Source organism: Paenibacillus cymbidii (assembly GCF_004764705.1).
Lineage (GTDB): Bacteria > Bacillota > Bacilli > Paenibacillales > NBRC-103111 > Paenibacillus_AN > Paenibacillus_AN cymbidii.
On sequence record NZ_SHLX01000047.1, the window covers coordinates 1 to 24,099 of the forward strand.

The 24,099-nt window shown below is 59.4% G+C and carries 21 protein-coding genes; 7 read left to right on the forward strand and 14 right to left on the reverse strand.

The genetic code is table 11. From position 1 onward, the window contains the following. Nucleotides 1-472 precede the first annotated feature (472 nt). Complete coding sequence (locus tag EXY20_RS35935) at nucleotides 473-988, forward strand: hypothetical protein (RefSeq protein ID WP_135557259.1); 516 nt, start codon at nucleotides 473-475, stop codon at nucleotides 986-988. On the opposite strand, the gene EXY20_RS35940 is transcribed toward EXY20_RS35935, so the two are convergent. From EXY20_RS35940 to EXY20_RS35950, 3 genes are read right to left on the reverse strand one after another with little or no spacing between them, the layout of a single operon-like run. Beyond that, nucleotides 985-1,662, reverse strand: a complete 678-nt coding sequence (locus tag EXY20_RS35940; protein ID WP_135557260.1) for a hypothetical protein — start codon at nucleotides 1,660-1,662, stop codon at nucleotides 985-987. The genes EXY20_RS35935 and EXY20_RS35940 overlap by 4 nt on opposite strands. Next, nucleotides 1,640-2,341: a hypothetical protein gene (locus tag EXY20_RS35945; RefSeq protein ID WP_135557261.1), complete on the reverse strand. Its 702-nt coding sequence runs from the start codon at nucleotides 2,339-2,341 to the stop codon at nucleotides 1,640-1,642. Before EXY20_RS35945 ends, EXY20_RS35940 begins: the two co-directional genes overlap by 23 nt. A gap of 25 nt (nucleotides 2,342-2,366) precedes the next feature. Then, the gene (locus EXY20_RS35950; RefSeq protein WP_135557262.1) at nucleotides 2,367-2,990 is read right to left on the reverse strand and encodes a YhbD family protein; all 624 of its coding nucleotides are present in this window, start codon (nucleotides 2,988-2,990) and stop codon (nucleotides 2,367-2,369) included. 336 nt (nucleotides 2,991-3,326) lie between these two features. On the opposite strand from EXY20_RS35950, the gene EXY20_RS35955 reads away from it, so the two are divergent. Then, a complete protein-coding gene (locus EXY20_RS35955; protein WP_135557263.1) occupies nucleotides 3,327-4,367 on the forward strand; it encodes a DUF7309 domain-containing protein in 1,041 nt (346 codons plus the stop codon). Nucleotides 4,368-4,387: 20 nt separating this feature from the next. Here the strand turns inward: EXY20_RS35955 and EXY20_RS35960 are convergent, their stop codons facing one another. The 8 genes from EXY20_RS35960 to EXY20_RS35995 all read right to left on the reverse strand — a co-directional run bounded on the left by EXY20_RS35960 (nucleotide 4,388) and on the right by EXY20_RS35995 (nucleotide 15,195). Beyond that, complete coding sequence (locus EXY20_RS35960) at nucleotides 4,388-4,864, reverse strand: GNAT family N-acetyltransferase (protein WP_135557264.1); 477 nt, start codon at nucleotides 4,862-4,864, stop codon at nucleotides 4,388-4,390. A gap of 22 nt (nucleotides 4,865-4,886) precedes the next feature. Beyond that, on the reverse strand, nucleotides 4,887-5,675 hold the full coding sequence (locus EXY20_RS35965; RefSeq protein ID WP_135557265.1) for a M55 family metallopeptidase: 789 nt from the start codon (nucleotides 5,673-5,675) through the stop codon (nucleotides 4,887-4,889). Between the two features lie 218 nt (nucleotides 5,676-5,893). After that, on the reverse strand, nucleotides 5,894-7,618 hold the full coding sequence (locus EXY20_RS35970) for a polysaccharide deacetylase family protein (protein ID WP_135557266.1): 1,725 nt from the start codon (nucleotides 7,616-7,618) through the stop codon (nucleotides 5,894-5,896). Nucleotides 7,619-7,708: 90 nt separating this feature from the next. Beyond that, nucleotides 7,709-10,714 (reverse strand): heparinase II/III domain-containing protein, encoded by a 3,006-nt coding sequence (locus EXY20_RS35975; RefSeq protein WP_135557267.1) that lies wholly within the window; start codon nucleotides 10,712-10,714, stop codon nucleotides 7,709-7,711. A 38-nt stretch (nucleotides 10,715-10,752) separates the two neighbouring features. Further along, nucleotides 10,753-11,562: a Rossmann-fold NAD(P)-binding domain-containing protein gene (locus tag EXY20_RS35980; protein ID WP_135557268.1), complete on the reverse strand. Its 810-nt coding sequence runs from the start codon at nucleotides 11,560-11,562 to the stop codon at nucleotides 10,753-10,755. A gap of 18 nt (nucleotides 11,563-11,580) precedes the next feature. After that, complete coding sequence (locus EXY20_RS35985; RefSeq protein WP_135557269.1) at nucleotides 11,581-12,462, reverse strand: carbohydrate ABC transporter permease; 882 nt, start codon at nucleotides 12,460-12,462, stop codon at nucleotides 11,581-11,583. Nucleotides 12,463-12,561: 99 nt separating this feature from the next. Beyond that, nucleotides 12,562-13,473 carry an ABC transporter permease gene (locus EXY20_RS35990; RefSeq protein ID WP_135557270.1) on the reverse strand — a complete coding sequence of 304 codons (912 nt, stop codon included), beginning with the start codon at nucleotides 13,471-13,473 and terminating at the stop codon, nucleotides 12,562-12,564. 39 nt (nucleotides 13,474-13,512) lie between these two features. Beyond that, on the reverse strand, nucleotides 13,513-15,195 hold the full coding sequence (locus EXY20_RS35995) for an extracellular solute-binding protein (protein WP_135557271.1): 1,683 nt from the start codon (nucleotides 15,193-15,195) through the stop codon (nucleotides 13,513-13,515). A 460-nt stretch (nucleotides 15,196-15,655) separates the two neighbouring features. Here EXY20_RS35995 and EXY20_RS36000 point away from each other — a divergent pair, with 460 nt between their 5' ends. Then, complete coding sequence (locus EXY20_RS36000; RefSeq protein ID WP_167859763.1) at nucleotides 15,656-17,059, forward strand: extracellular solute-binding protein; 1,404 nt, start codon at nucleotides 15,656-15,658, stop codon at nucleotides 17,057-17,059. A gap of 681 nt (nucleotides 17,060-17,740) precedes the next feature. Here the strand turns inward: EXY20_RS36000 and EXY20_RS36005 are convergent. Next, nucleotides 17,741-19,015 (reverse strand): neutral/alkaline non-lysosomal ceramidase N-terminal domain-containing protein, encoded by a 1,275-nt coding sequence (locus tag EXY20_RS36005; protein WP_135557273.1) that lies wholly within the window; start codon nucleotides 19,013-19,015, stop codon nucleotides 17,741-17,743. Between the two features lie 52 nt (nucleotides 19,016-19,067). Between EXY20_RS36005 and EXY20_RS36010 the strand changes: the two genes are divergently transcribed. From EXY20_RS36010 to rluF, 4 genes are all read left to right on the forward strand, one after another. Next, the gene (locus EXY20_RS36010) at nucleotides 19,068-19,985 is read left to right on the forward strand and encodes a helix-turn-helix domain-containing protein (protein WP_167859764.1); all 918 of its coding nucleotides are present in this window, start codon (nucleotides 19,068-19,070) and stop codon (nucleotides 19,983-19,985) included. 99 nt (nucleotides 19,986-20,084) lie between these two features. Then, nucleotides 20,085-20,534: an aminoacyl-tRNA deacylase gene (locus EXY20_RS36015; protein WP_135557275.1), complete on the forward strand. Its 450-nt coding sequence runs from the start codon at nucleotides 20,085-20,087 to the stop codon at nucleotides 20,532-20,534. A gap of 14 nt (nucleotides 20,535-20,548) precedes the next feature. Beyond that, nucleotides 20,549-21,265 carry an HAD family hydrolase gene (locus tag EXY20_RS36020; protein WP_135557276.1) on the forward strand — a complete coding sequence of 239 codons (717 nt, stop codon included), beginning with the start codon at nucleotides 20,549-20,551 and terminating at the stop codon, nucleotides 21,263-21,265. 76 nt (nucleotides 21,266-21,341) lie between these two features. Next, complete coding sequence (gene rluF / locus EXY20_RS36025) at nucleotides 21,342-22,046, forward strand: 23S rRNA pseudouridine(2604) synthase RluF (RefSeq protein ID WP_135557277.1); 705 nt, start codon at nucleotides 21,342-21,344, stop codon at nucleotides 22,044-22,046. A 223-nt stretch (nucleotides 22,047-22,269) separates the two neighbouring features. Here rluF and EXY20_RS36030 read toward each other — a convergent pair whose 3' ends face one another. Both EXY20_RS36030 and EXY20_RS36035 read right to left on the reverse strand, forming a co-directional pair. Then, complete coding sequence (locus EXY20_RS36030) at nucleotides 22,270-23,517, reverse strand: MFS transporter (RefSeq protein ID WP_135557278.1); 1,248 nt, start codon at nucleotides 23,515-23,517, stop codon at nucleotides 22,270-22,272. 112 nt (nucleotides 23,518-23,629) lie between these two features. Further along, a complete protein-coding gene (locus tag EXY20_RS36035; RefSeq protein ID WP_235886364.1) occupies nucleotides 23,630-23,929 on the reverse strand; it encodes a helix-turn-helix domain-containing protein in 300 nt (99 codons plus the stop codon). Nucleotides 23,930-24,099: the final 170 nt, after the last annotated feature.

Below are 24,099 nucleotides of genomic sequence, written 5' to 3' on the forward strand. Positions count from 1 at the left end.
TCGTTTGGCGTTTGAACTCCTCATCAAAATGTTGGCGGATATTTCCCATGACACACCTCGACCTTTCGTTTGTTTGTATTGTATCAGGTCGCTGTTACAGTGTGTCTACTTTCTAGTCTAAATTCAGCGAAGCAGCTGCAGCGCATGAAACATGCGCTAATCGCGCCGTGGCGGGTCCGCGAAGCAGCTGCAGCGCATGAAACATGCGCTAATCGCATCGTGGCGGGTCCGCAAAGCAGCTGCAGCGCATGAAACATGCGCTAATCGCATCGTGGCGGGTCCGCGAAGCAGCTGCAGCGCATGAAACATGCGCTAAACGCGCCGCGGCGAGCGGCGGACGAAATAAGGCTGATTTCAGTCTTACAGTAGATCGGGGTAGCTAACACCGCTTAACCTGACAACATTGAACCTGCCCCCAACCCGCAACTTTCCGGCGCAACCGCCCGTCAGTGACGAAAAAGGCGGTGATGCGATGAAAAGAACCATCCGTTCGGTTTATTTGCGCTGGCCTGTGTGGATCGGGCTGATCCTGATCGCGGTGTCGCTGGGTGCCTGCGGCGCGGGCAGCGGAATCGGCGGCAAAGAGCCTGTCGCCGGAGACTCGCTGTACGTGCCGGACGGATATCGCGCGAAGCTGGAAGCGGCCGGCCTGCGGGAAATAGCGGCATTCCCCTATTTCACCGCGCCGTTCATCGCCGTCGTACAGGACGCGGGCGGCCGGGAGCAGGCAGCGTTGTTCGACCGCGCCGGCGCGATGCGCACGGTGCCGCTGCCCATCACGTACGAACAGACCGTGCAAGCCATGCAAAAAAGAGGGATCCCCGTTCCGACCCCTCTTGCTTCGCCGCAGCCGATTGCCGAATTCCGCAACCTGCACTTGTTCGAAATCGGCTCCGCACTCTATTGGTGTTTCGATGACGGCACGACCCGTCTCTATCTCGATCTGAACGGCCGCGAAACCGACCCGTTCGCCAAGACCGCCGCTTAAACTCTCGCTTCCTCGCGCACGGCCGACTTGGCGCTGCGCGAGAAGCTTTCGCTGTATTCGACGCGCCCGATGTCGCAGCCGGGGCCGATCGTGACGCGATTGCCGCGCACGACCGCCGCGCGCGTGTATTCCAGGTGCACGACGTCGCCTTCGATCGTGCCCGCGTCAAGCTCGCCCGCCGCATGCTGCGGCTGAAACAGATGCTTGAGCGACGCGATGCGCGCCCGTCTTACGGTGATGCTGCCGCCGCCGATCTCTCCGGCCCGCGCCGGGCCGTACAGCCGAATGTCGACGCTGTCCGCGCTGATCAAGCCTTCGGTCCGGACGATGCCGGAGACCGTCAGCCGGTCGACTTCGCAACCGGCCGCTCCCATCCGCATCTCGCCGGTCACTTTCAGTTCCCCGCCGCGAACGCTGCCTGCTACTTCCAGTTGGCCGATCGTACGCAGCCGCCCCGCGCGAAAATCGCCCTCCACCTTGCACTCGCCCGTCAGTCGAAACTCATCCGCCCGCATGGAGCCCTTCACCTGCAGCGTGCCGGTGCAGCCGAACTTGCGGCAGCTCGTGTCGCTAAGCAGGACGGCTTCGCCGGTTATTTTGACGGTGCCGAAGCTGCCCCCGCCCGACGTATTCGTACCGATCAATCGCAAATCACCCGCGACCGTTTCCGTCACCGGACTTCACCTCCTCTCCTACTTGCGATGACGCGTGCACGCGCAGCTCCGAGCGGTATTCGATCCGCCCGATCCGGCAGCCCGGTCCGATCGCTACGCGTTCCCCGCGAACCGTTTCCGCGATCGTATGGGCAAGCTCGATGTCGTCGCCTTCGATCGTATCGGCCACAAGCTCCGGATGCCATTTCGGATACACCCAGCGCAAGAGCGTTTTCCACTTTGCCGTGGCCGTCTTGCCGACGCGGATCGTGTCGCCGCCGATTTCCCGCGCCCTTGCCTGGCCGAATAGCCGGATGCCGACATGCCCCGCATTGACCAGTCCGTCCACATGGAACGTTCCCGCCGCATCGATCCGTTCGAAGGCCATGTCGCCGCGAACGGTGCAGATGCCGTTCAGCTCCAGCCGATCGCCGCTCAAATCGCCTTCCGCGCGGACGATGCCGTCAATGCGCATGTGCGCCGCGGCCAATCCGCCTTCGACCTTCAGCCGGCCGTTAACCGCCAGCTCCCGGACGCGAATGCTTCCCTTCACCGTAAGCACGCCGTTCGCATCGAACCGTTCCGCCTCCAGGCTGCCTTCCACCTTGCCGACGCCGTCCATCCTCACGTTGCGATAATGCCCGCCCGCGGCAGTGGCGACGCCGTTCATAACTAGATCCGACATGCCGGTCTTCTCCATGTCCGCACCTCCCGTATCGTTTCGCTCAAATCAGCTTGCCCTTCAACTGCTCGATGCTTTCCGCCAGCGGCACCCTAGCCACCAGCTTCACGCCGCTTTCAAAGTGCAGCTCCGCCGGCACGGACACGAGCGCAAACGCCGACACGCCCATCCGCCGAATAAACAGCAAATCGCACGCCTTGCCGTCGAACCTCGGGAAGTGCTCGCGCAGCGTGTCCAGCAAGCGCTCCCCTTCCTCCAGGCTCATATCGCCCGTCTGCAGCAGCCGATCCGCCACGTAAAAATAAAGCATTCGCTCGAACCCGTACAACGTCTGATCCGCGTCCGCCGCTCCAAAGCGCTGCAGCGCTTCTTTCGAAACAATGTTACGTTTGGCAAAATCGCTTTTGCGCAGCTCATAGTCGAGCATGAGCGGCGACAGCTTGCCGGCCACCTGGTCGAGCGACAAGTCGTCCTTCATGTCGAGAATTTTATCGATACGCGCGAGGATCAGTTCTTTCGGAAAAAACGTTTCCTGCCCGGTAAACGTCGCCTTGCGGATGAACCATTCCTCCGGAATGAGCTGCTTCCGCTTCCAGCGGTACAGCTGGCCGTAGGATATGCCCGTGGAATCGAGCAAATCCTTCTTGGATATTAACTCCCGCTCCATCTTCATCTCCTCCACCGCTAATGTAACATAACATTGTTACGTTGTCAAAGCAGCGTTTGGCCGGCGGCGCGAGGTCTTCTCGCATGTCTTCTCGCGGGTCTTCTCACACGTCATTTCTCACGCCATCTCACCTGCCATCTCGCCTGTCTTCTCGCATATCTTCTCACACGTCATCTCTCACGCCATCTCACCTGCCATCTCACCTGCCATCTCGCCTGTCTTCTCGCCTGTCATCTCACAAACCATCACCCAACCGCACAAATAAGAGGTTGTCTTTTTCCCCGTTACCGGGTACGCTAATGCACATCATGCATGATGGAAAAGGAGTCGACACTCATGACGATGGAAACCGTCTCCCGCGCCGATTGGCAGCAGTTGTTCGAAACTGCGCTCGCTTTTAAAGAAAGGGCGCCCTGGATCGATATTCCCGACGCTCACTATTTCGCCATGACCGATCCGGCCGGCGGCGAAACGGTGTATTGCGTCGTGCTTGGCAACGGCGGCATCGATTACGGCCTGAACGTGTATTACGGTCCGAACGCGGCGCACTACCTGCAAGAACTGACGGGCGGCACTTCCGGTCCGCTCGCCGGTGACGATCGCGAATTCGACCTGAGCACGCAAGCCGTCACAGTATCGTTCGAAGACCGCCAGCAGCTGGAAAAAGAAGACTACGAGCTGATCCGCAGCCTCGGGTACAAGTTCCGGGGGGCTAATGAGTGGCCGGCATTTCGCAGCTACGTACCAGGCCAACATTCGTGGCTGCCGAACCGGGAGCAGGTGCTGCTGCTTGCGGCGGGGCTGGAGCAGGCGTCCGGCGTCTGGGAACGGCATCGGGCGCAGGAAGGCGCACCGAAGGGGCAGGAGCAGCGGCTGCATCTCGTCCCTCATCCGGACGGAAACGGCGGCATTGTTTGGAGCGAGGAATGGCAGCCGTGGCGTTTGCCGGGCAAGCTGCAGCTTGACGGCCCGCCATACGAGTATCCGGGCGAGTTCCGGCTCAAGCAAGCCGCGGCCAAAGCGAAAGCGAAGCTTGACGAAGTGTGGGAGGCGGACTATGGCTACGCCCCCGTGCCCGTCGCAGGCGCGGATGGAAGAGCGATTTATCCGCGTCTGCTGTTGTGGGCGAACGGGGACAACGGCATGATTCTGGGCGTCAAATTGGCGGAACCGGCCGACTGCCGGGCGCTGTTCGTCGAGCAGCTGCTCGACCTGCTGGAAGCGGCCGGCGGCAAACCGGCGCACATCGACGTCGCTTCGCGCAAGGCATACCAGGCGCTGAAGCCGAGCGCGGACAAGCTCGGCATCGCGATTCGCCTGAACTTGCAGGCAGCGGCGCTGCTTCACGCGCGGGAGGCAATCGAAAGCGGCATGTAGCCGCTTCGCTTTGCGCCGCGCTACAGCGCCGCAGCCAATTTGAACGAAACGATCGGGCGGCCCTCATGGTCTTTCGCGGCGAACATCTCGAACGGCTGGAAGCCCATTTTCAAATAAAACAGCATCGCCTTCGTGTTGATGCCGTGGCATACGAGCTGGAGCCGGCTCATGCCAAGATCGCGCTTCGCGATTTCCATCATCGTCGTGAGCAGGAATGCGCCGGCCCCCTTGCTGCGGAATGCCGGGGCCACGATAAAGTTGCCCAGCCAAAACTGCGTCCCTTCGTTCGTGGCATAGAAGTTGGCGTAACCGGCCAATTCGCCGTCGTGCAGCACAACGGTCGGGTGAAACCGTTTGGCCGCCGCTTCTTCCAGCTGTTCGCCGGTCAGCGGATACACCCCGCTCGGGTACATGAAGAACGCTTCCTCGGCATTCGCCGGGAACTTGCCGATCCTCGCAAAGTCTTCCTTCTGCGCCTTTCTGCTGGCATACGGCATTGCACTCGCCCGCCTCTCCTATTTATGACAAGTCCAAAATCTCGAGCGCCGAATCTACCGTCTTCACGAACGTCCGCTCATCGATTCGCGTCATCGTTGTTGTCCCTGCCTTTTCATCGGCGCGTTCCTTCGTTGTCCATTTCTGCGTCAGCTCGTACGGCGCCGGCAGCGCAAAACGGATGCCGCGCCTCGGCGCCTTCAGCGCCGCCTCGATATCCGCGCGAATGCGCCGCGCCGCCTCCGCCGGATGCAGGGACCGCGCTTTGCCTCCCTCATGCCCCCACTTGACGACGGTCGCAGGCAGATCGTCGCCGTGGAGCGCCCTCGCCTCCTCTACAGCCGCCCGGTCGCCGCTGATATAGCCGACCGGCACGCCGTAATGGCCCGCGATCAGCGACATTTGCCCGATCTCCCCGAGCAGCGTGCCGTTCACCCGGTACTCCTCCCAGTCTCTGTTCTGGGTGTGGGGCAGCACCGCCTCCGGAGCGCCTGCCATGGCGTGGTAGCCGATCAGCACGAGCGAATGGAACGATTCGTCGATCGAAGGGAACAGCCGCTTCACGTCGCCCGGCCGTTCGATTTCCACCACCTCGGGCAGGCGCTCCCACAGTACGTTGTAATCCCTGGAGCCGTGCCCGTCCAGAATGACGATGCGCTCTGCCCCGGCAGCAATCGCTCCTTCGACCGCCGCCGCCAGCTCCAGATTGAAGATGTCCCGGTAGCGCGGATAAAACTCGTGCCCCTGACGCACTTGATCCCATTCCGTCGCCATGCTGATGCCTTCCATATCCGTGACAAAATAAACCTTCATCCCGCTTCCTCCATCCGCTCCGTATTAGTGCGTGTTCAAAAATAGGCCCTATTTTATTGCCTATTTCGTCGAATCCGGGCAGCCTCTCCGAAATAACCAGTGAAATCACTGGCTATTTCAGCTAAAATGCCTGATTCGGGGCCTGACAGAGCAAATAAGCCATGTTTTCACTGGCTATTTCCGATGAGGCGGGCGAAATCGGGCAAATAGGCCATTTTTCATTGGTTATTTTCGTTCCCGGCCCAGCATGATGCCGCGGCGGCAATGCTGCATACCTGCTTCCGGCAGGGAACGCCGAGTTTCAGCTCGATGTCGGCGCCTTGTCGATCCGCCACCGGCACCCAGACGACCAAATCGCGGATCGCAACGCTGCCGCTCACCGCGGCTTCGCCGTGCTCATCGATGTCCGTTACGTTCGCCGAACGCCGCGCCCTCGTCCAGTCGTTGATTTCCGCCGCTGTCCAGAACGCGAAGCCGCGCGATTGAGCCGTCTCGATATATTGACAGAACAATTGTCTCACATGATCGTTGTAATGCAAATGGTACTGATGAAATAAGATGTGGGCAACACCCTCCACCCGCTCGACTCCGCTCAGAATCGGATTCGCGATGCTGGCGTCGGCCCACGTGCCGGTCCCCATGTCCTGGGAGAAAAAAGGCAGCTCCAGCACGCGGAACGTCCGGTTGCGGGCCGTATGCCAGGCGATGGGCACGAATGCATGGCAGGTGCCGAAGAGGAAGCCGACATTGCCCCGTTTGCTCGATCCTCTCGTCTGGTCCATCTCGATGCCGTTGTTGTCGCACCATTCGTACAGCTCGTTCCAGCCTTCCATCCGCGTGTAGTGGTTTTTGTTCGTCACGACCCGCTCCAGCCCCATCGCCTGCTTCATGACGGCCAGCTGCCGGTCGAATTCGTCTCCGCCCCACTTGCCGCCTTGCCGGACATACGCATTGTAATGAAAGGCCAATTCGTGCCCGGCCTGCTTGACTTTGTCGTAGATTCCCGGACTGTAGCCCGGTTCGATCATGCACCAGGTCGTGCGGACGCCGCACTCGGCCAGCACCCGAAGCGTCGTTTCCGCCTGTTCGTCTTCGTTCGTGTCGCTGTCGTGCGATACGGTCGCCACCTTCGCCACCCCGTCGGGCCAGAAGCCGACAAACGGCAGCGCCAGCCCCCGCGAGTAGGCGCAGCGGACGAGATGGCCGGCAAGCGCCTCTTTCCACAAATCCGCATACGGATAGGCAAAATACGGCATGTCCGTCTCCGTCGTCAATCGGTCGTATTCCCAGTCGAGCTCGCTGCTGTCATCCGCCTTGAGGATACCGTCATCGATTTGCGCGGAGCCGTCCGGAGCCGGGATGCCGTCCTCCAATATGGGCCTGATCCCCTGCTGCAGCCCAACGATCGTGTACGGAATATCGACCGCCCACCGCTCCACGCTTCCGTCGCCGACGGCGAAGCGCAGCAGCGCCTCCGCTGCGATCGCGCCGCCCGGCTTCCTGTCGTGCAGCGCGCCGTATCGCTCCGGGCTCCCGCTTCCCGCCCCTGCCGGCGTCCAAGGCACCGCACGCAAGTAACGAAGCGGCGGCTCCTCCTCCAGACAAGGAAGCAGCGCGGCGTAACCGCTGCCCTTCTCCGCCGCTTCGGCGCAGTGCAGCTTGCCGGCAAGTCCTCGCAAGCCGGCATAGGAGACGAGCACGCCGCCCGCTTCGGCGTATTTCCAGAGCAGCTCCGCCGTATGCGGATCGTTGCCCGCATGAGCGACAACCACGATATCGTATCCTCCCGCTGCCAGTGCGGCCGGGTCGGCGACCGCTTCGAACGGGATGCCGTAATGCCGCAGGATTTCACCTGCATACGCGCCGAATACGTTCAAACCATAAGCCCAATGTTGTTGTGCCGACTGTTCATGCATCAGCACGGCGACTCGCGCCATTCGCATGTCGATTGCTCCCTTTTCCCGCTGTGTATGGCGATGGCATGCGGAGGGCGCGCACCGCGCCCGCTGCCCGCCCTCCGGCTGTGCCGATATTCAATCGAACTCCGCTTCCGTCGTCAGCGGAATGCGCACTGCGGCGCCCGCCGCAATGTCGTACGCCAATCCGCGCGAGGCGTCGCCGGCGTCAAGCAAGCCGCGGATCAGCGTCACATCGCCGATCCCAAGGCGGACGACGCCCTCCTCCGGAACTGCCGCGTCGCGAATCCGGTACGCGGCGTTTCGCACCCCGTCGTTCTGTACGAACAAGGTGCGGCCCACCAACTTCTCCGCTGCGAACGGTTCGTGCAGCCGAATGTCGATTTCGTTCCGGATCGCGAACGTTTCGGTAAACCGGACTACCTCCCCGGTTAAAGACGCTTTGCCCCCGATGCGGCAAACACCTTTCGGGCCGCCAACGGCAAAATAAGCGGCATCGTGCAGATTGGCCCGCACCGGCCTGCCGTCCTGTTCCGTGTAATAGCCGAAATATCCCCGGAACTGCAGCTTGCCGTCGATGACATATTCGACGTCGGCACGACAAGAACAGACCGCATAATCCGTACGGCCATTTTCCAGCACGATTTTGAACGCAAGCGCATCATCGGCCGCAGCCGACGCCGCTTGACAAACGAGGCTGGCTCGTTCGATCGAACGGATGCTTCTTGCTTCGCGGTACGGTTCGATCACGGAGCCGAACAGGCTTTGCAAATCCGTCCCGCTGCGCCATGCGATCAGATAGGCCAGCTTCTCGGGATTGCCGGCTTTGTTCCGCGGCGGCACGCCTTCGGCAAGAGCCGCTTCGTGCACGTCGCCGACCATCGTCAGCCGCAGCCGAATGTCCGCTTCGCCCGGAAGCACCTTCCACGTGTCCTTGATGTTCCATTCGACGCTGAACGGCGAAGCCGGCGCTTCGTCCCTGCTGACATGCCGCAAGTAGTGAAACCCGCTGCCCTTGTATGCAAATCCGCCCTCTCCGTCGGTTCGTTGCCCGAAAGCGACATCCGCTCCCGCATAGGTGCCGGATGGCTGCTCGCGCATGTTCAAACCCGCCGTCGTCGCTTCCCCTTCCGCCGCATGAAAGCTGTAGCGGTGATCGTCGCCGCCCTTAACCCAGAACCAGTCGAGCGCATACGAGTTCTCCGCGTCGATCCGGATCAGCGCCACCGTTCTACGATACAGGCGCGTTTGCGGATATACTTGCGGCGCTTGCACGTCGATCAGCTTCACATGCGCGCCGTCGTCAAAATGCAGCGGCACGCCCACATTGTGCGGCAACTGGCCGGATTGGTCGACCACCACCGTATTGTGGCTGATCGTGTGACGGACCCATTCGAACCGGTGTTCGTTCGTTGCGTTGGCGAGTTCGGGGTAGCCCAGGTCGGGAGCCAGATCGAGTCCGAACGCGTGAAGCCCGATGTTCAGCGCGTCCTGGTGCCCGTGACCGAAGTTTTTGCCATAATAGCACCAGATGTCGCGCATGGCCTTGCCGTCCCTCAACACGGCCAATCCGTAGCCGCTCAGATGATCGCTCCCCCAAACGATCGGCCCGTCCCGGCGAACGACCGCCTCGATTTCGGCCGCAAGCCGCTCCGGCTCCGGCGCGAACCAATCGGACCGCAGTCCCTGCGCCGTCCCTCCGTTAAGCATATAAGCGGCCTGCGCCGCAAGGGGCTCGCCGTACAACGCGAACGCTTTGGTCATATCGGACAAGGCCAGCATCCGTTCCGGGTTGCCCGTTTTGCCGGAATCGCCGATGGTCGGCGTATACCGCTCCGCGAGCACCAGCGGAATAAACGCCAGCATCATTTTGCGAATTTTCGGGTGATCGTAGCGGAACACCGACGGATAGCCGTCATACCCTTCCAGCACGTCCGCGATCATCCGGAATGCCTGCAGCCAGGCGTAGTTATATTGCGGGCCCGCTTCGTTGCCGAAGCCGTCCCGGTCGATGTCGTTCGCAAGCCCGGCCAGCATATTGCCGCCGGTAATCGTTTCCCCGGTATACGTGCCGGATCGAAATACAAAATCGAGCCACTCCCCGCTCTCCTTCCCGTTGTCCATCACAACGGCGGCCAGCGCGAGAGCGCTTTGATGAAAGCCCATATTGCCGCGAATTTGCGCCGCTTTGACGGCGGGATACAGCTGCCGGACGAGATTGGTTTCAATATGGTCGCGAATGCGCCTTGCTCCGTCTTTCGGGTTCGCCAACTCATGCTGCGCCGCTTTGCCGCTAAGGAAATCGACGAGAACGGGGTCCTCCGCAGCCGGGAAAAAAGCGTCATAAGCAAGCAGCCACGGCTTCACGAGCTCCGTTTCCCAGATGCAGCCGATCGTTTTCCCCTTGTACGATCCCCCGTGACAATTGCTGTAACGGCTTGCATCGAAACGGGAAATGTCGAGCTGCGGATACACGTCGGCGATGCGGTCCAGCAGCACAAGTCCGGCCCGGGCGTACGCCGGTTCCCCGGTTGCCGCGTACGCATCGCGAAGCGAAAGCAGCGCATCCTCGATCGCGCCCGCCCCGTTCGCGATTGTCGTCCACAGCGCAAAATGAATGTAATAAGCGATAAACGTATGCCACGTACCGCTGCTCGCATCGTACCAGCCGAAGCCGTCGTCTACTCCCCAATTCGCCCCTCTTTCCGGGTACAGGACGTTCACAAGCAGGCTGCGATCCGCAAGCTCGGGTTGGAACAGGCCGTGCTTATCCAGCCCGCTGGCATAATAGGCGCCAAAATCGTTGGTCGGAAAACGCATGCCGCTGCTCGGATCGGTCAGCTTCCACGGGTCTTCGAGCGGGTTGCTTGTATACGGATAGGTGCCGTACTTGTCGATGGCCTTGCCGGTGACCGGGCTTCCCGCCTGCTGATTGACAGAGATGCTGCGCGGCAAGCTTGGCGGCGGCACAAGCCCCCACAGGAAATCGAGGCCCCGGCGCACGTAGACATCCGCTTTGGCAACGGCTTGCCGCTTCATCTCCTCAGCCCATTCGTACCGCTCGACATTGCGCCTTACTGCTGCAACCTTATCCGCCGTATAGTACGTGCTTCGCGTTTTCATTTGCTGAATGCCGCCTTCCTGTCGTCCCCGCCTTCATCTCATGTAGCGTCCAATGCCCGGACGAAAGCGTCCACTTCGTATACATAACCGTACAGCAAAGCCACCTGCCATAGAGCGTTCTGCTTGTTCCATTCCCCTTGAACCGATTCCTTGTTTTCGATCGCCGTTACCGCCTCGCGAAACGCCGAGCAGATAATCCCTTTTCGCGACATGTCGACGATGCCGCCGGGAGAAATCATCAGGCAGCCATTAATGGCAAACCCCGCATAAATCAAATGATTGATGCCCTCCTGGCGGCACCAGTCGAACAGCGTATCCGAGGATTCGACGATCGTCTCCCCGGCCAGCGGCTTCGCATCGGCAAGGAAGTCGACCTGCGGACGGCCAAGCTTGACGTCTGCGGCATTGTGCGCGCCGGGGAAAACGTGATCCGCGCGGAAACGCTGGAGCTCCTGCCAGACCGGATCCGTTTCGGCCTTCGCCGTTTCCCCCTCCGGGGCGGACTGGCGCCGGTAGCCGGGGTGCGACTGGCAGTACTCCCCTTTGGCCGCGATGTGCACGAGCTTCAAGGGCGAGCGCCGGACCGCCTGCAGCAAACCCGGGAACACGGTGCGCGCAATGTCGTACGAACGCGGAATGTATTCGACGCAGCGGAACCAGCCCGGGTACTGCTCGCGGGAGCCGGCGTCGATGGCATGCATGACGGCGACGGCCGTATGCTCCAGGCTGAGCGGCAAATCGCGCACACCCCAGCCGCCGAATGCTTCCGCCGGCGCCTCAAGCGCATAATCGGCGTCGTATTGGCGGTAATAACGGGTCGGTACATTGATGATCGTCAACACTCTCATCTCCTTGCGCCTCTTCAGTCAACCTTTGACAGCCCCGACGATTTGGCCGTGAATGAAAAATTTTTGCACGAACGGATAGATGGCCAGCACAGGGAGGATGGTCAGCATCAGGGCGGCCATCTTCAAGTTCTCCGGATGCACGTAAGCGTTGCGATTCGCAAGCTGATCGAGGGTGCCGGGATCCATGATATTCGGATTGGCCAAAATTTCGCGCAGCTGAAACTGCAGTGTCCACATTGACTTGTCGCGAATGTAGATCAGCACGCCGAACCATTCGTTCCAGTATGCCACCGCGCTGAACACGGTAAAAGCCATCGCCATCGGCAGCACGAGCGGCAGAATGACGCTGAACAGCGTGCGCGACTCGCTTGCTCCGTCGATTTCCGCGGATTCGATCAGTTCCTGCGGCAGCTGCTCGATCGAATTGCGGAACACGATGATATAGAAAATGTTGACGATCGCGGGCAGAATGAGCGCGCCAAACGTATTCGTCAAGCCGAGTTTGTGTACAAGCAAATAGGTGGGAATGAGCCCCCCGTTGAAGTACATCGGAATCAGGATGAACAGGAACACGGTCTTTTTGCCGATCAGGTGCTTGTTGGCCAGCGCGTATCCCGCCGCCAAGGCGATGAGAATAACCAATGCGGTATTGATGACCGTCAGGAAGACGGAGTTGACAATGCTGCGCAGAAACTGCGCATTGGCGGCCAGTATCTTGTAAGATTCGAGGTTGAACCCGATCGGCCAAATCCCGACGCGGCCCTGCGATACGAACTGAAAGCCGCTGAGCGAAATCGAGATCGCATTCAGAAACGGGATCAGAATCGAAAGGCTGAACGCGACAAATAACGTATAGTTGGCGATATTGAATATCGTCCTCGATGTCGAACGGTAATGCAAGCTTCTCCCGCCTTCCTTCCCAATCACAGGCTGCGGCGCAAGGTCGGAAGGCGGGAAAGGGCGCGCCCGGAGGCACGCCGTCTCACCGCTTCCCTCGTTCTAATACAGCCCCATTCCGCTGATGCGCTTGGACAGCTTGTTCGCCGCCAGCAGCAGTACGAAGCCGAGCAAGCTCTGAACGAGACCGATTGCCGTGGTCAGGCTGAACTGGGATTTCTCCAGCCCGAGCCGGTAAATATACGTGCTGATGACATCGGACACGCTGTATACAAGCGGATTCTGCATGGTGAACAACCGCTCGAAGCCGATGCTGAAGATGGTCGAAATTTTGAGCAGCAGCAGCAGAATAATCATCGGGTACATCGCGGGCAACGTGATATGGCGGATTTGGCGCACGCGACCGGCTCCGTCGATCATGGCGGCCTCGTACAGGCTTTTGTCGATGCCGGCGATGACCGCAAAGTACAGGATCGCCGACCAGCCGACGTTCTTCCATATATCCGCAAAGATGACGATGCCGCGAAAATACCGTTCCTCCGCCATAAAATAAACCGAATCGATCCCGAACCAGCCGAGCAGTTCGTTCAGCATCCCGGTTTCCGGGGACAGAATGCTGTAGAATACGCCGGACACGACGATCCAGGAAAAGAAGTGCGGCATGTACGAAATCGACTGCACCACCGACTTGAACGCCTTCTGCATCAACTCGTTCGCGAGCAGCGCGAACAGGATCGGCGCCGTAAACCCGAAGACGATATCGTACAGGTTGATAATCAGCGTATTCCGCATTACCACCCAGAAGGTAGGGTCATGCAGGAAGTAGTTGAATTGCTTGAAGCCTACCCAATGGCTGCCTTGTATTCCCAGGTACGGCGAGAAGTCCTGAAACGAAATCACGATGCCGTACATGGGCAAGTATTGAAAGACGAACAACAGCAGCACACTCGGGAGCAGCAGCAGACATAGACTGAACAGCTTCTTCTTGTACACGCGTCTCACTTGTACGGCCATTGTCCGTCCTCCCTTCTTGTTCCGCGCACCCGGCAACGATTACCAGCCTGCATCTTTAATGCCGATCTTCAGCAGTTCGTCTTTGTGATCCTTCAAATATTTTGTGTACTCGTCATAGATGAACCCGTACGTCGTATTGAATTGCTTCACTTTCTCGTCAAATTGCTCCATCGTGATTTTGCCCATAATCGCTTGCACCGTCGCTTCGGTAATGAAACGGATCGTTTCCGCCTGCTTCTTCGACGCGTCGTCGGACAGCTTCGCCATGCTGGAGAACGGCACCCCGTTTTTCTTCGCCTGCTCCGCGAGCGCATTTACGCTGTCGTACTGCTGTTTCGAGTAGTCGGCGCCGAGAAGCTGGTCGTTGGTTCCCTTCTTGACATCCTGCCCGTCGGCGAAGCCTCTGACGAGCGCAAGCTGCAGGGACCAGGAGCGGTTCGGATCGGCCAGCTTGTCGGCGATCGGCGTGCGTACGTTATTCTGAACCGTATACGTTTCGCCTTGTTTGCCCCAGAAGATGGCCTCGCGCAGTTGATCCGAGGCGAAGCCTTCGATGATTTTCCAGGCGCGGTCGGGATTTTTCGATTTGCTGGAAATGTACAAGCCGTGGTCGTTGATCGGTACGGACAACTGCGGCTCGGCGTATTTCGGGTTCTTCAACTCGGTTGGAAACGTTTTCAGCGGCGGCGCGAACAGCAGCGTCTGCGTCGTTGTATTCGGCGATTCTTTGCCCGCCTTGCGCGTCTGGGCGGTACCGAAAATCTGGTCGGCATTGTCCGTCCACATCAGCACATTTTTGTTCAGGAAGTTGTCATTCCACTTGTTCGCGTCGTTCGTCGCGAATTCCTTGTCAAGAATGCCTTCGTTGTACAATTGCTTCATCAGCGACACTGCGGCGCGGTATTCCGGCAGCACGAACGTGTTGAGCACTTTGCCGTCCTGTACGCGAACATTGTAAGGCTGCGCGCCGTACAGCCAGAAAATCGCGATACCGCCGTAAGTCAAGCCGTAGTCGCCAACCACCCGGTTCGACAGCACGGTTGCGCTCGGGTCGGCCTGATGAATCGCGCGCATCAGCTTCACCCATTCGTCGATCGACTCCGGCCACTTGCCGCCGTTGTATTTCTGCACGAGATCGTAGCGGACGACAAGCCCTCTGCCTTGCGGCCGTTCGACCTGGCTCATCGGGATGCGATAGTAATGCCCGCTGGGCGATTTGGCCATTTCCATCATTTCCGGCGTAATATACTTCTGGATGATCGGCGATTTGTCGTAATACTTTTTCAAATCCAGGAACGCGCCTTGATCGGCTGCCGGCAGCACGTCGGCGGAATAAGGCGAATGCAGCACGTCGGGCAGGTCGCCCGAAGAAAGCAGCAGCGCAAGCTTCGTTTTGAAATCCTGCCAGCTCGGCACCTCCACCTTAAGATCGACGTTGGCGTAATCTTTGATGATGTTGATGAACGGGTTGTCGTTCTGGTCAATGCCGTTCGGTATCTGCAGGCCGGAATTGGCCATGAAGAGCGACATCTTCAGCCGTTCCTCCGGTTGCTTCGACGCTGCGATCGACGGACTGCCCGAACTCGCGGGCGTTGCCGAACTGCCTTTGTCCTTGCTTGTGTTGTCCTTGCCACCCGAGGAACATCCTGACGCGATCAGACTTAGCGACAGACCGACTGCCGCGGCGACCGTTCCGAACCGGCCCCAACTTCTGCTGCTCATACTGCTTGTCCTCCCCCATAATTTTCGTGACGATTCACTGCAATTTGATTATATAAACGCCCTAAAAAAATTACAAGTACATTACATGTTATTTATAAAAATAATTATTTTCTGTCCCAGATCATGGATAATTCGTTGTTCGTTCATGCATCGTACGCCGTTTTAATCCGTTTGGACGTAGAAAAACCAGCGGCGACGCGCCCGAATGGTAGTTCCAGGGCATATCTCCGCCAGGTGTACGTAACTTGTAAGGTTGAGTCGGAAATCCCTAATAGGTACGGTTCTTGTTATTTAATAGGCGTTCCATTACAATGGTCTTACACGAAGCACCACAGACATTTCCATTCTGCGCACAAGCCGGAATATGGCGGCCGGCAGCGAGCCGCACCTTGGGCACCACGATCAAGGACGACATGCTGCAGTTGCCGTACAATGCCGTTTGGGAAGGAATCCATCTCCTATGAAGAGGAACAGCGAGTTTATATATTTGACCATCGCGGGCGAAATCCGGCAGTCGATTCTGGACGGTACCATCGAGCCGGGGAAATTTCTGATGTCGGAAGCGGAATTATGCGACTACTACCATACGAGCCGATTTTCCGTCCGCAAGGCGCTCGAGCTGCTGCAGAACGAAGGACTCATCGCCAAAAAAGCCGGCCAGGGCAGCATCGTCAATCCGCTGCTCTCTCCGAACGAGGGTCATGAACGGGTTCTGCGCATCGTCAGCTCTTCGCCGCTTCATTATCTCGATTATGCGATGCCCGTCATTCTCGAAGAATGCCGCAAGCGGTATCCGCACATGAGCGTGAAGCTGCTCCGGCTTTCGATCCAGGATTTTTGGCAATCCGTTGCAACCAGCGACGAGATGGGGTTCAAGAGCGATCTGTTCCTGCTCTCGGACAATCAATACCGGTTTGCCCGCAATCAGACGGGCATGTTTGCCGATTTGCGGCCGCTGCTCCCGCCATCCTACCTGACGATGTATCCGAAGCTGCTGCACGCTTACGAAGAGTCGGGAGAAACGCTGGCCGTTCCGGTCAATGTGGCGTCGGTATTCATGCTGGTGAACCCGCGCCTGTTCGACAAGTATAACGTCAAGCTGCCGAACGAGTCCTGGACCACCGAGGATTTTATTCGCGCCGCACAGAAGCTGACCGTCGACACGAACAGCGACGGCATTCTCGACCAGTACGGGTTTTTCCTGCCGTCCTCGATCAGTCGCTGGCCGGTTATCGCGCTGCAGCAGCAGGTCAATTTCCATCGTATGGACAGCTCCGAACCGTTTCTGCGGACGCTGGATTTCATCCACGACTCGTTGTACCGGTATCGCATCGCCAAGCTATACAAACCGACCGATTATGTCATCAGCTCCCATCCTTTCGTGAATGAGAAGGCCGCCATGCTGCTGACAACGACTCCGGAGATGATCGGGCTGCGGCGGCACGGGCTGCCGTTCGAACCGCTCATGGCGGACTTGCCGTTCGGGGACATTCAATCGACGCTGCTCTCCTCCAACGTATTCATGGCCCATTCCCAGTCGCCGAACTTCGATATGGCTTCCCTGTTTCTGCAGACCGCGCTGGACCCGGCCGTTCAGGAGCGGATTGCGCGCCAGGCCGGATTCCATTCTGTATACCGAAGCGTCAACAACCGCGTCTGGGAGGAACGCTACCTGGAGAAATTGCTGCTGTCGGACGACCGCATCGCGGGCAACCAATACATCCATGAAATGGTGCCCGACCGGGAAATCCTGAACGTGCTCGACACGCAGATGGAGTCTTTCTGGGCCGGATTGGAGAAGGCCGATCATTTTGCCGACAAGATCGTCAACATGTACAAGCGCCAACACGCCACGGTGGAGTAAGCGGCGATTGATGCGGAAGAAAACGGCAACCCAAACGGCGAAACCGGCTCCAGCTGCGGAAGAAAACGGCAACCCGAACGACGAATGCCCGGCGACGCCGGCTCCCGCTGCGCGCGGGGGGTTGGGATTCCGATCGCTTCTTGTTTTCCGGATTCTTCGAACAATAGAGGCCAAGGGGGAATCCGGAAAACAAAGGCGAACGCAAAGCGTATGCTTCCGAAGCCGCTTTCTTACAGAAAGCGCTCAGCTTCTCCATCCCAACCCCCCGCTCTCCGCTCCCGTCCTTTCGCCTCTGTTATAACCCTCCCAAAGCATATACATTGCACAAAGCGCGGCATTCTCCCCTTCGCCAACTAACAAATTCGCTTTTTGTGCCGCTCCCCTTCCTCCACGGCGACAACTTGGCAAAATAGGCCATGTTTTATTGCCTATTTGGCTAAAACAGCCAGCATCACAAAAATAACCAGTGAAATCACTGGCTATTTCGGACAAAAGGCCAGATTTGGGGGCCTGGCGGAGCAAATAAGCCATGTTTTCACTGGCTATTTCCGACAAGGCAGGCCAAATCGGGCAAATAAGCCATTTTTCATTGGCTATTTTGGTTACCCCGCCCGGCACGGATGCAAAAAAGAGGGGAAACTCGTTCCCCTCCCCTCTGCAACATACTGCAAGCCGCAGCAGCTACATACGCGCGATCAGTTCGCCGATCCGCGCGCGCAATTCCTCCTCGATCTGCGGCGAGAAAGGCGCCGGCAGGCCGAACAGCGGCGCCGAATCCTTGCTTTCGTAGCCGCCTTCGGCGATTTGTTGCGCGGTCGGCACATAACCGACCATGCCGCCCGTATAGCCGAGCGGCAGCACCCCGCCTCCGGACAGACGCTTCACATGCAAGCCGTATTCCACCACGATCTCCCCGTCCATGGCCAGAAACGCGAGCCCGTCCGCCAGCTTCAGCCCGTGCAGCGTCAACGCCGCTGCGGGCTTGCGAAGCTCGGGACGGTCGCGCAGAAACGCCTTCCACAATGCGGTCGCGGCACTGTCGCCGTCGGCCGGCTCCAGTTCCGCCTCTTGCGGCACGCGTTCGTACGGCAGCGTTGCCGTCAGCCGGCTGCTGAAGAACGGCGCCGGCTGCAGCGCGCGCATCGGCTGAGCCGCGATGTCCAGCACGGCTTGCGCGAGAATGCCGCCGTTCCTGGCCACATCCTCCTCGGTGCCGCGGTAGAACGCCCCGTCCCGCACCAGCGGCGGGCGGATGTCGCCGCAATACCCTTGCAGGAAGCAGCTGACGCCGTCGCCCCACTGTTCGTCCAGTCGCTCCATGGCGGCGCCGCAGTACTCCGACGTGAACAACAGCTCGCCAACCGTCGTCGGATGGCAGGCGAAGTGGAAGAGCACCCCTTTGACACGCGAAGGCGCGGCAAGGAACCGGTAAACGATCAGTTCCGTATCGTTAACGCCGTCCGGGTTCGGCGCCATCGCCATAACCCCGTTCACGGCTTTGCGCCGGTTGATACTGATGCCTTCGCAGGCGCCCGTCCCTTTTTCGACCGAGACCGGCTCGATGTTTCCGTGGGCTTCGGCTACCGCCTGAAGCACCTGACGCTCGAGATAATCGACGTAAGCCGCATCGGTCCGGCCCAGAATCGGGTTGAGCAAGTCCGACGTCTGCGGACCGCCGTGCGTATGCGAAGCGTGGAACAGCGCATCCTCCGCCGCGATGCCCCAGTCGGCTTCGAGCTTGCGCTGCATCGAAGCGATCCGCTCCGCTCCCCACCAGATCAGATCCCCTTGTACCAGAAGCGCCTTGCGCCCCTCCTGCTCGAACAGCCATACGCGCGCATACAGCGGCCGCGCCACCCCGACGCTATTGCCCGTCCGGGCTGCAAATCCCGCCATCGGAATCGGCTTCGGCGGCGTAATGTCCGCCTTGGCAATGCCAAGTCGAAATGCTACCATGACAATTGTACCTCCCTTTCGTCACCTACATTACGAGCACAGGAGAACCGCAATGCCGGACCATGTCCGCACAAGCCCCGTCCCCCTGGAAAAGCTGAATATCAACCTGCGAATCGGCACCCTGCTGTTCGACCTGCTGCTTGACGCGGGCTTCTTCCCGCTGCCGGTAGCGGGAGGACCGGGAAAACACAGCCACTACGCTTACGAGCTGCAATGCTTCGTCGCCGGCTCCGGCATGCTGTACGTCGATCGCCGCGCCGAAGGCGTTCCGTTGCGCAGCCCGTCCGTCCATCTGATCGGACCGGGCTGCTACCATACGTTCGTCTCGGACCCAAACGACCCGCTTCGGCGCTTCTACATTCAATTCTTGTTCCGCGAGGACGGCGGCGCATCCGACATGCAATTCCCGCTGCCGGAGGCAACCCGGATTCGGGACACGCTGGCGCAGACCGGATATGCCGAGCTTCCCGATCCTGATCCGGTGCTGGCGCTTGCCGAGCGGATCAAGGATGAATTCACCCGCGCCGAGGTCGGCTACTACGCCGAGATCCAGAGCCTGTTTGTGCAGCTGATCGTCCGCCTGGTCCGCGCGCTGCGCCCCGAGCAGGGCGATTACCCGCTCCCGGCCCGGAATGGCGACGATCTGCGCACCCGCACGATCGAAATTTATTTGAACGACGGCCAGACCCATCCGACCGTCGAGGGGCTGGCGGCGCTGCTGAACGTCAGCACGAAGCAGGCGGGCCGCATCATCAGGCGCTTTTACGGCGTGTCGTTCAAGCAGAAGCTGCACGAACGGCGCCTCGAGGTAGCCAAGCACCATCTGCTCGACGGCAGCCTGCCCATTGCGCACATTGCCGAGCGCGTCGGCTACAGTTCGGAGCGCGCCTTCGTCCGCTGGTTCGCGAAGCGCACCGGCGTTACCCCCGCGCAGTTCCGGAAAACTTCCATCCCCACCCAAATTGTATAAAAGGGAGGCTCCGGCGCGATACGGCCAAAACGGACATAAACGCCGGCACCATGTCGCATACGGACCGGTTGGGATCAACGGGAAGGAGCACGCTTGTTTATGGATCAATTAAAAGCGATCTTGCAAAACAAAGGGATTTTCTACGAAATTATTCAGCACGAGAAGCCGATCCGCACCGCACAAGAAGGGGCGGCGTATTTCGGCATTGAAATCGGTCAAACGGCACCCACATTAGTGCTCAAGTCGGAAAAAGGATATTGCGCCTTGATTATTTCGGGAGATCGCGGGCGTGTCAATTTGGACGAAGCAGCCGATCTTTGGGGGTACGGCCAGTTGAGCATGGCAACCCCGAAAGAAGTCCGGCACATCACCGGATACACGGTCGGCAGTGTGTGCCTGGTGCTTGCTTTGCCTTGTATCGTAGACCGAAGGCTCTTCCGTTATCCATTCGTTTACGGAGGTACGGGAGAGCCGGGATCGACGTTGAAGCTTGCACCCGGCGATTTGGAAAAATTGAATCGTGTGGTTGCTTTTTGGGACATGCCGTAAGGGGGAAACGTTCCATGGAACCGGTCAGCAAAGCGGTTATTTTCGATTTGGGCGGTACGCTGATTAATTACGAGGGGATTCCATCTTATTGGGGCGACCATTACCGGCCGGCTTTCGAGCTGGCGGCGGCCCGGCTTCAGCGGGCCGTATCCGAGGATCAGTTCGAGCGTGAAATCGAAACGTTGAAAACGTATAACGCCCGGCTGTATCCGCGGGAAATCGAATACCAGCCGCGCGACATATTCGGCGCCGTGTACCGCGAATGGGGGCTCCCCGAGCAGCTGCTCGACGAGGCAATTGACGCGTTTTTCGTTTATTTTCGCCGCAATGTCACGATTTACCCGGATACCCGCAACGTACTTGCGGCGCTGAAGCAGCGCGGCTACCCGATCGGCGTCCTCACGGACGTGCCGACCGGCATGCCGACCGAGCTGGCCAAACGGGATGCCGCCGCCATCCTCGATCGCATCGATTGTTTCCTTGCCTCGAACGAATGCGGGTTCCGCAAGCCGCATCCGAGGGGGCTGGAGCTTCTCGCCGCGCAGTTCGGCGTCGCCGTCTCGGAAACGATATTCGTAGGCGATGAGCACAAAGATATCCAAACGGCAAAACGAGCCGGAGCCCGGTCCGTGCTGATCGATCGCGGCGGCCGTTCGGCCGGCTTCGGCGAAGACCACCGAATCGCCGGACTGGCGGAGCTTCCGGGCCTGCTGGACGGCAAGCGCGCCTAGCAGCTCTTTGTGCGCGGCGGCATTTCCGGTTATGCTAGAAGCATGGAAGCAACAGGCGACAAAGGTGAGGGCGACATTGCGGATCAACAAATTCATCAGCGAAACGGGCGTCGCTTCGCGGCGCGAAGCGGACAAGTGGATAGCGGAAGGGCGCGTGACGATCAACGGCGTCGCGGCCGAGCTAGGCAGCCAGGCCGAACCGGGCGACGACGTGCGCGTCGACGGGCGGCCGATCGGCACGAAGCCCAAATATGTATACATCGCGCTGAACAAGCCGGTCGGCATCACGAGTACGACCGAGCGGCATATCAAGGGCAACATCGTCGACTTCGTCAATCATCCCGAGCGCATCTTCCATATCGGACGGCTCGACAAAGATTCCGAAGGACTCATCCTGCTCTCCAATGACGGCGATATCGTCAACGAAATCTTGCGTGCGGAGAACCGGCACGAGAAGGAATACATCGTGACCGTGGACAAACCGCTGACGGGCGCGTTCCTGAAGGCGATGTCCCAGGGCGTCGACATCCTCGACACGCGTACGCTGCCGTGCCAGGTATCGCGGCTGTCGGACACGCAGTTCCGCATCATCCTTACGCAGGGGCTGAACCGGCAAATCCGCCGCATGTGCGCCGCGCTCGGCTACGAGGTGCGCCGGCTCAAGCGGGTGCGCATCATGAACATCCAGCTCGGCAGCCTGCCGACCGGCCGCTGGCGCGACCTTGGCGAGGGCGAGCTGGCGGAGCTGTTCCGGCTGCTCGGCTACAAGCCGAGCCGGTAGCTCGCGCGCTGTTCGCGGGGAAATAGGCCATGTTTTATGGGCTATTTCGCCAAAAGCGGCGGGGCGCAGCAAAATAGCCAGTGATTTCGCTGGCTATTCGTGAGAAAACCGCCACTTGGCAGCTGTTTAGCTGGAATAGCCAGTGTTTTCACTGGCTATTCCGAGCGAAGCAGGTAAAATGGGGCGAATAAGCCATTTTTCATGGGCTATTTTGCCACATGCCTTAATGCCCCGCTGCAAGGTCGACATGCTTCACATGCTGCCGGTTCGCCAGCACGTACAGCACCGACAGGAGCACGAAGATGCCCCCGACGATAAACGGCACATGCGGGTTGAACCATTCCGCCAGCTTGCCGGCCAAGTACGGCGCGATGGCGCCGCCGACAAAACGCAAAAAGCTGTAAGCCGCCGAAGCGGTGGACCGCTCGACCGAAGGCGCGGCGTTCATGACCGCTGTTGTAATCAGCGTGTTGTTGTTACCGAGGAAAGCGCCGGCGATAATGACCGCCGCGATAATCACTTCGTTCGTATCCGTCCAGATCCCCATGACGATCAGCGTCACCGCGAACAGCGCCAACTGCACGGCCATCGACGTGACGGTGCCGTATCGTTTCTGCAGCCTCGGCGCCATGAACACGGACGTCAACGCCAGCAAAATCCCCCACCCCAGGAACACGAAGCCGAGACCGCGCTCCGTCAATCCCATTTCGAACGGCGAATAAGCGAGCAAGGTGAAGAATCCGAAGTTGTACAGGAACGCGGTGATGCCGAAAACCAGCAGCGCGCGATGCTTCAGCGCCCGGAACGGATCGAGCAGCGACGTCTTTTTTGCCTTAACGGCAGAAGGGGCCGGCTTCGGCATCATGAAGAGGACAAGAATAAAAGCCAGCACCATCAAACAAGCGACGCCGAAGAACGGCCCGCGCCACGAAATCGAACCGAGCTCGCCGCCCAGCAGCGGCCCGACCGAAATGCCGAGACCGACGGCCGTTTCGAACAAAATGATCGACTGCGCCACCCCCGTCCGCGAAAGCGATACAATGGCCGACAGCGCCGTGGCGACGAACAGCGCATTGCCGAGCCCCCAGCCGCCGCGCAGCCAGACCAGCTCCCAAATGCCATTCGAGTTGCCGCCGAGCGCGGAGAATACCGCGATAATGACGATCCCGCTGAGCAGCGTCCCTTTCATGCCGAGCCGGGACGAGATGGCGCCGGTAATCAGCATGGCGACCGCCATGACGGTGTTGTAGCTGGTGAACAGCAGCGTGACGTCGCTGTGCGAAGCGTTCAGCTTGTGTGCGATGGCCGGCAGGATCGGGTCGACCAAGCCAAGCCCCATAAAGGCGATGATGCTGGCAAAAGCAACTGCCCACACGGCGATCGGCTGGTTCCACATGCTGGACGATTGAGCCGTATTCGGCAGCGTTCCCCCGGGAATCGTTGCCGCCTTGCCAGTACTTCTGGATGCCATAATTTCCTTCTGCTCCTTCATCATAAAGTGAGATTGTCGAGCGCCGCGGCGACACGCCGGTTGATGCGTTCGATTTCTTGACGGAATTCGGTCAGCTTCTCCATCTTGTGATCTACCATCTCCAGTTGCTTGTCGACAAAGCGCTTGACCTCCAGCAGCTCCCGCCGCTTGCGTTCGTGATTTCGCCTTGTTCCAGATATTGCTGCCGGTGCCGCAGCATGCCTTCGCGAATCGCGACGAACTCCTGCATTTCCTGCAGCGTAATGCCCAGCACGTCGCGGGCGTCGGCCATTTGCCGCAAACGTTCGATATGAGCGCGCGTGTACAGCCGCATGCCTCCCTTACGCCGTTCCGGTGGCGGCAGCAGCCCGAGCTCCTCGTAGTATCGAATCGTGCGTTTGGTCAACCGCATTCTTTCGAGACTTCGTCAATTTTGAACGTTTCGATAGCCGCACCAGCCCCTTTTCCGACAAAACCAATCGACTTTTTTTAGCATACTCGTATTGAACGTTAACGTCAACGTTAACTTTTTATGGCGGCGGCAAATCAAGCTGGGCAAAAGCGTTCTTCCTTGTATCCGTC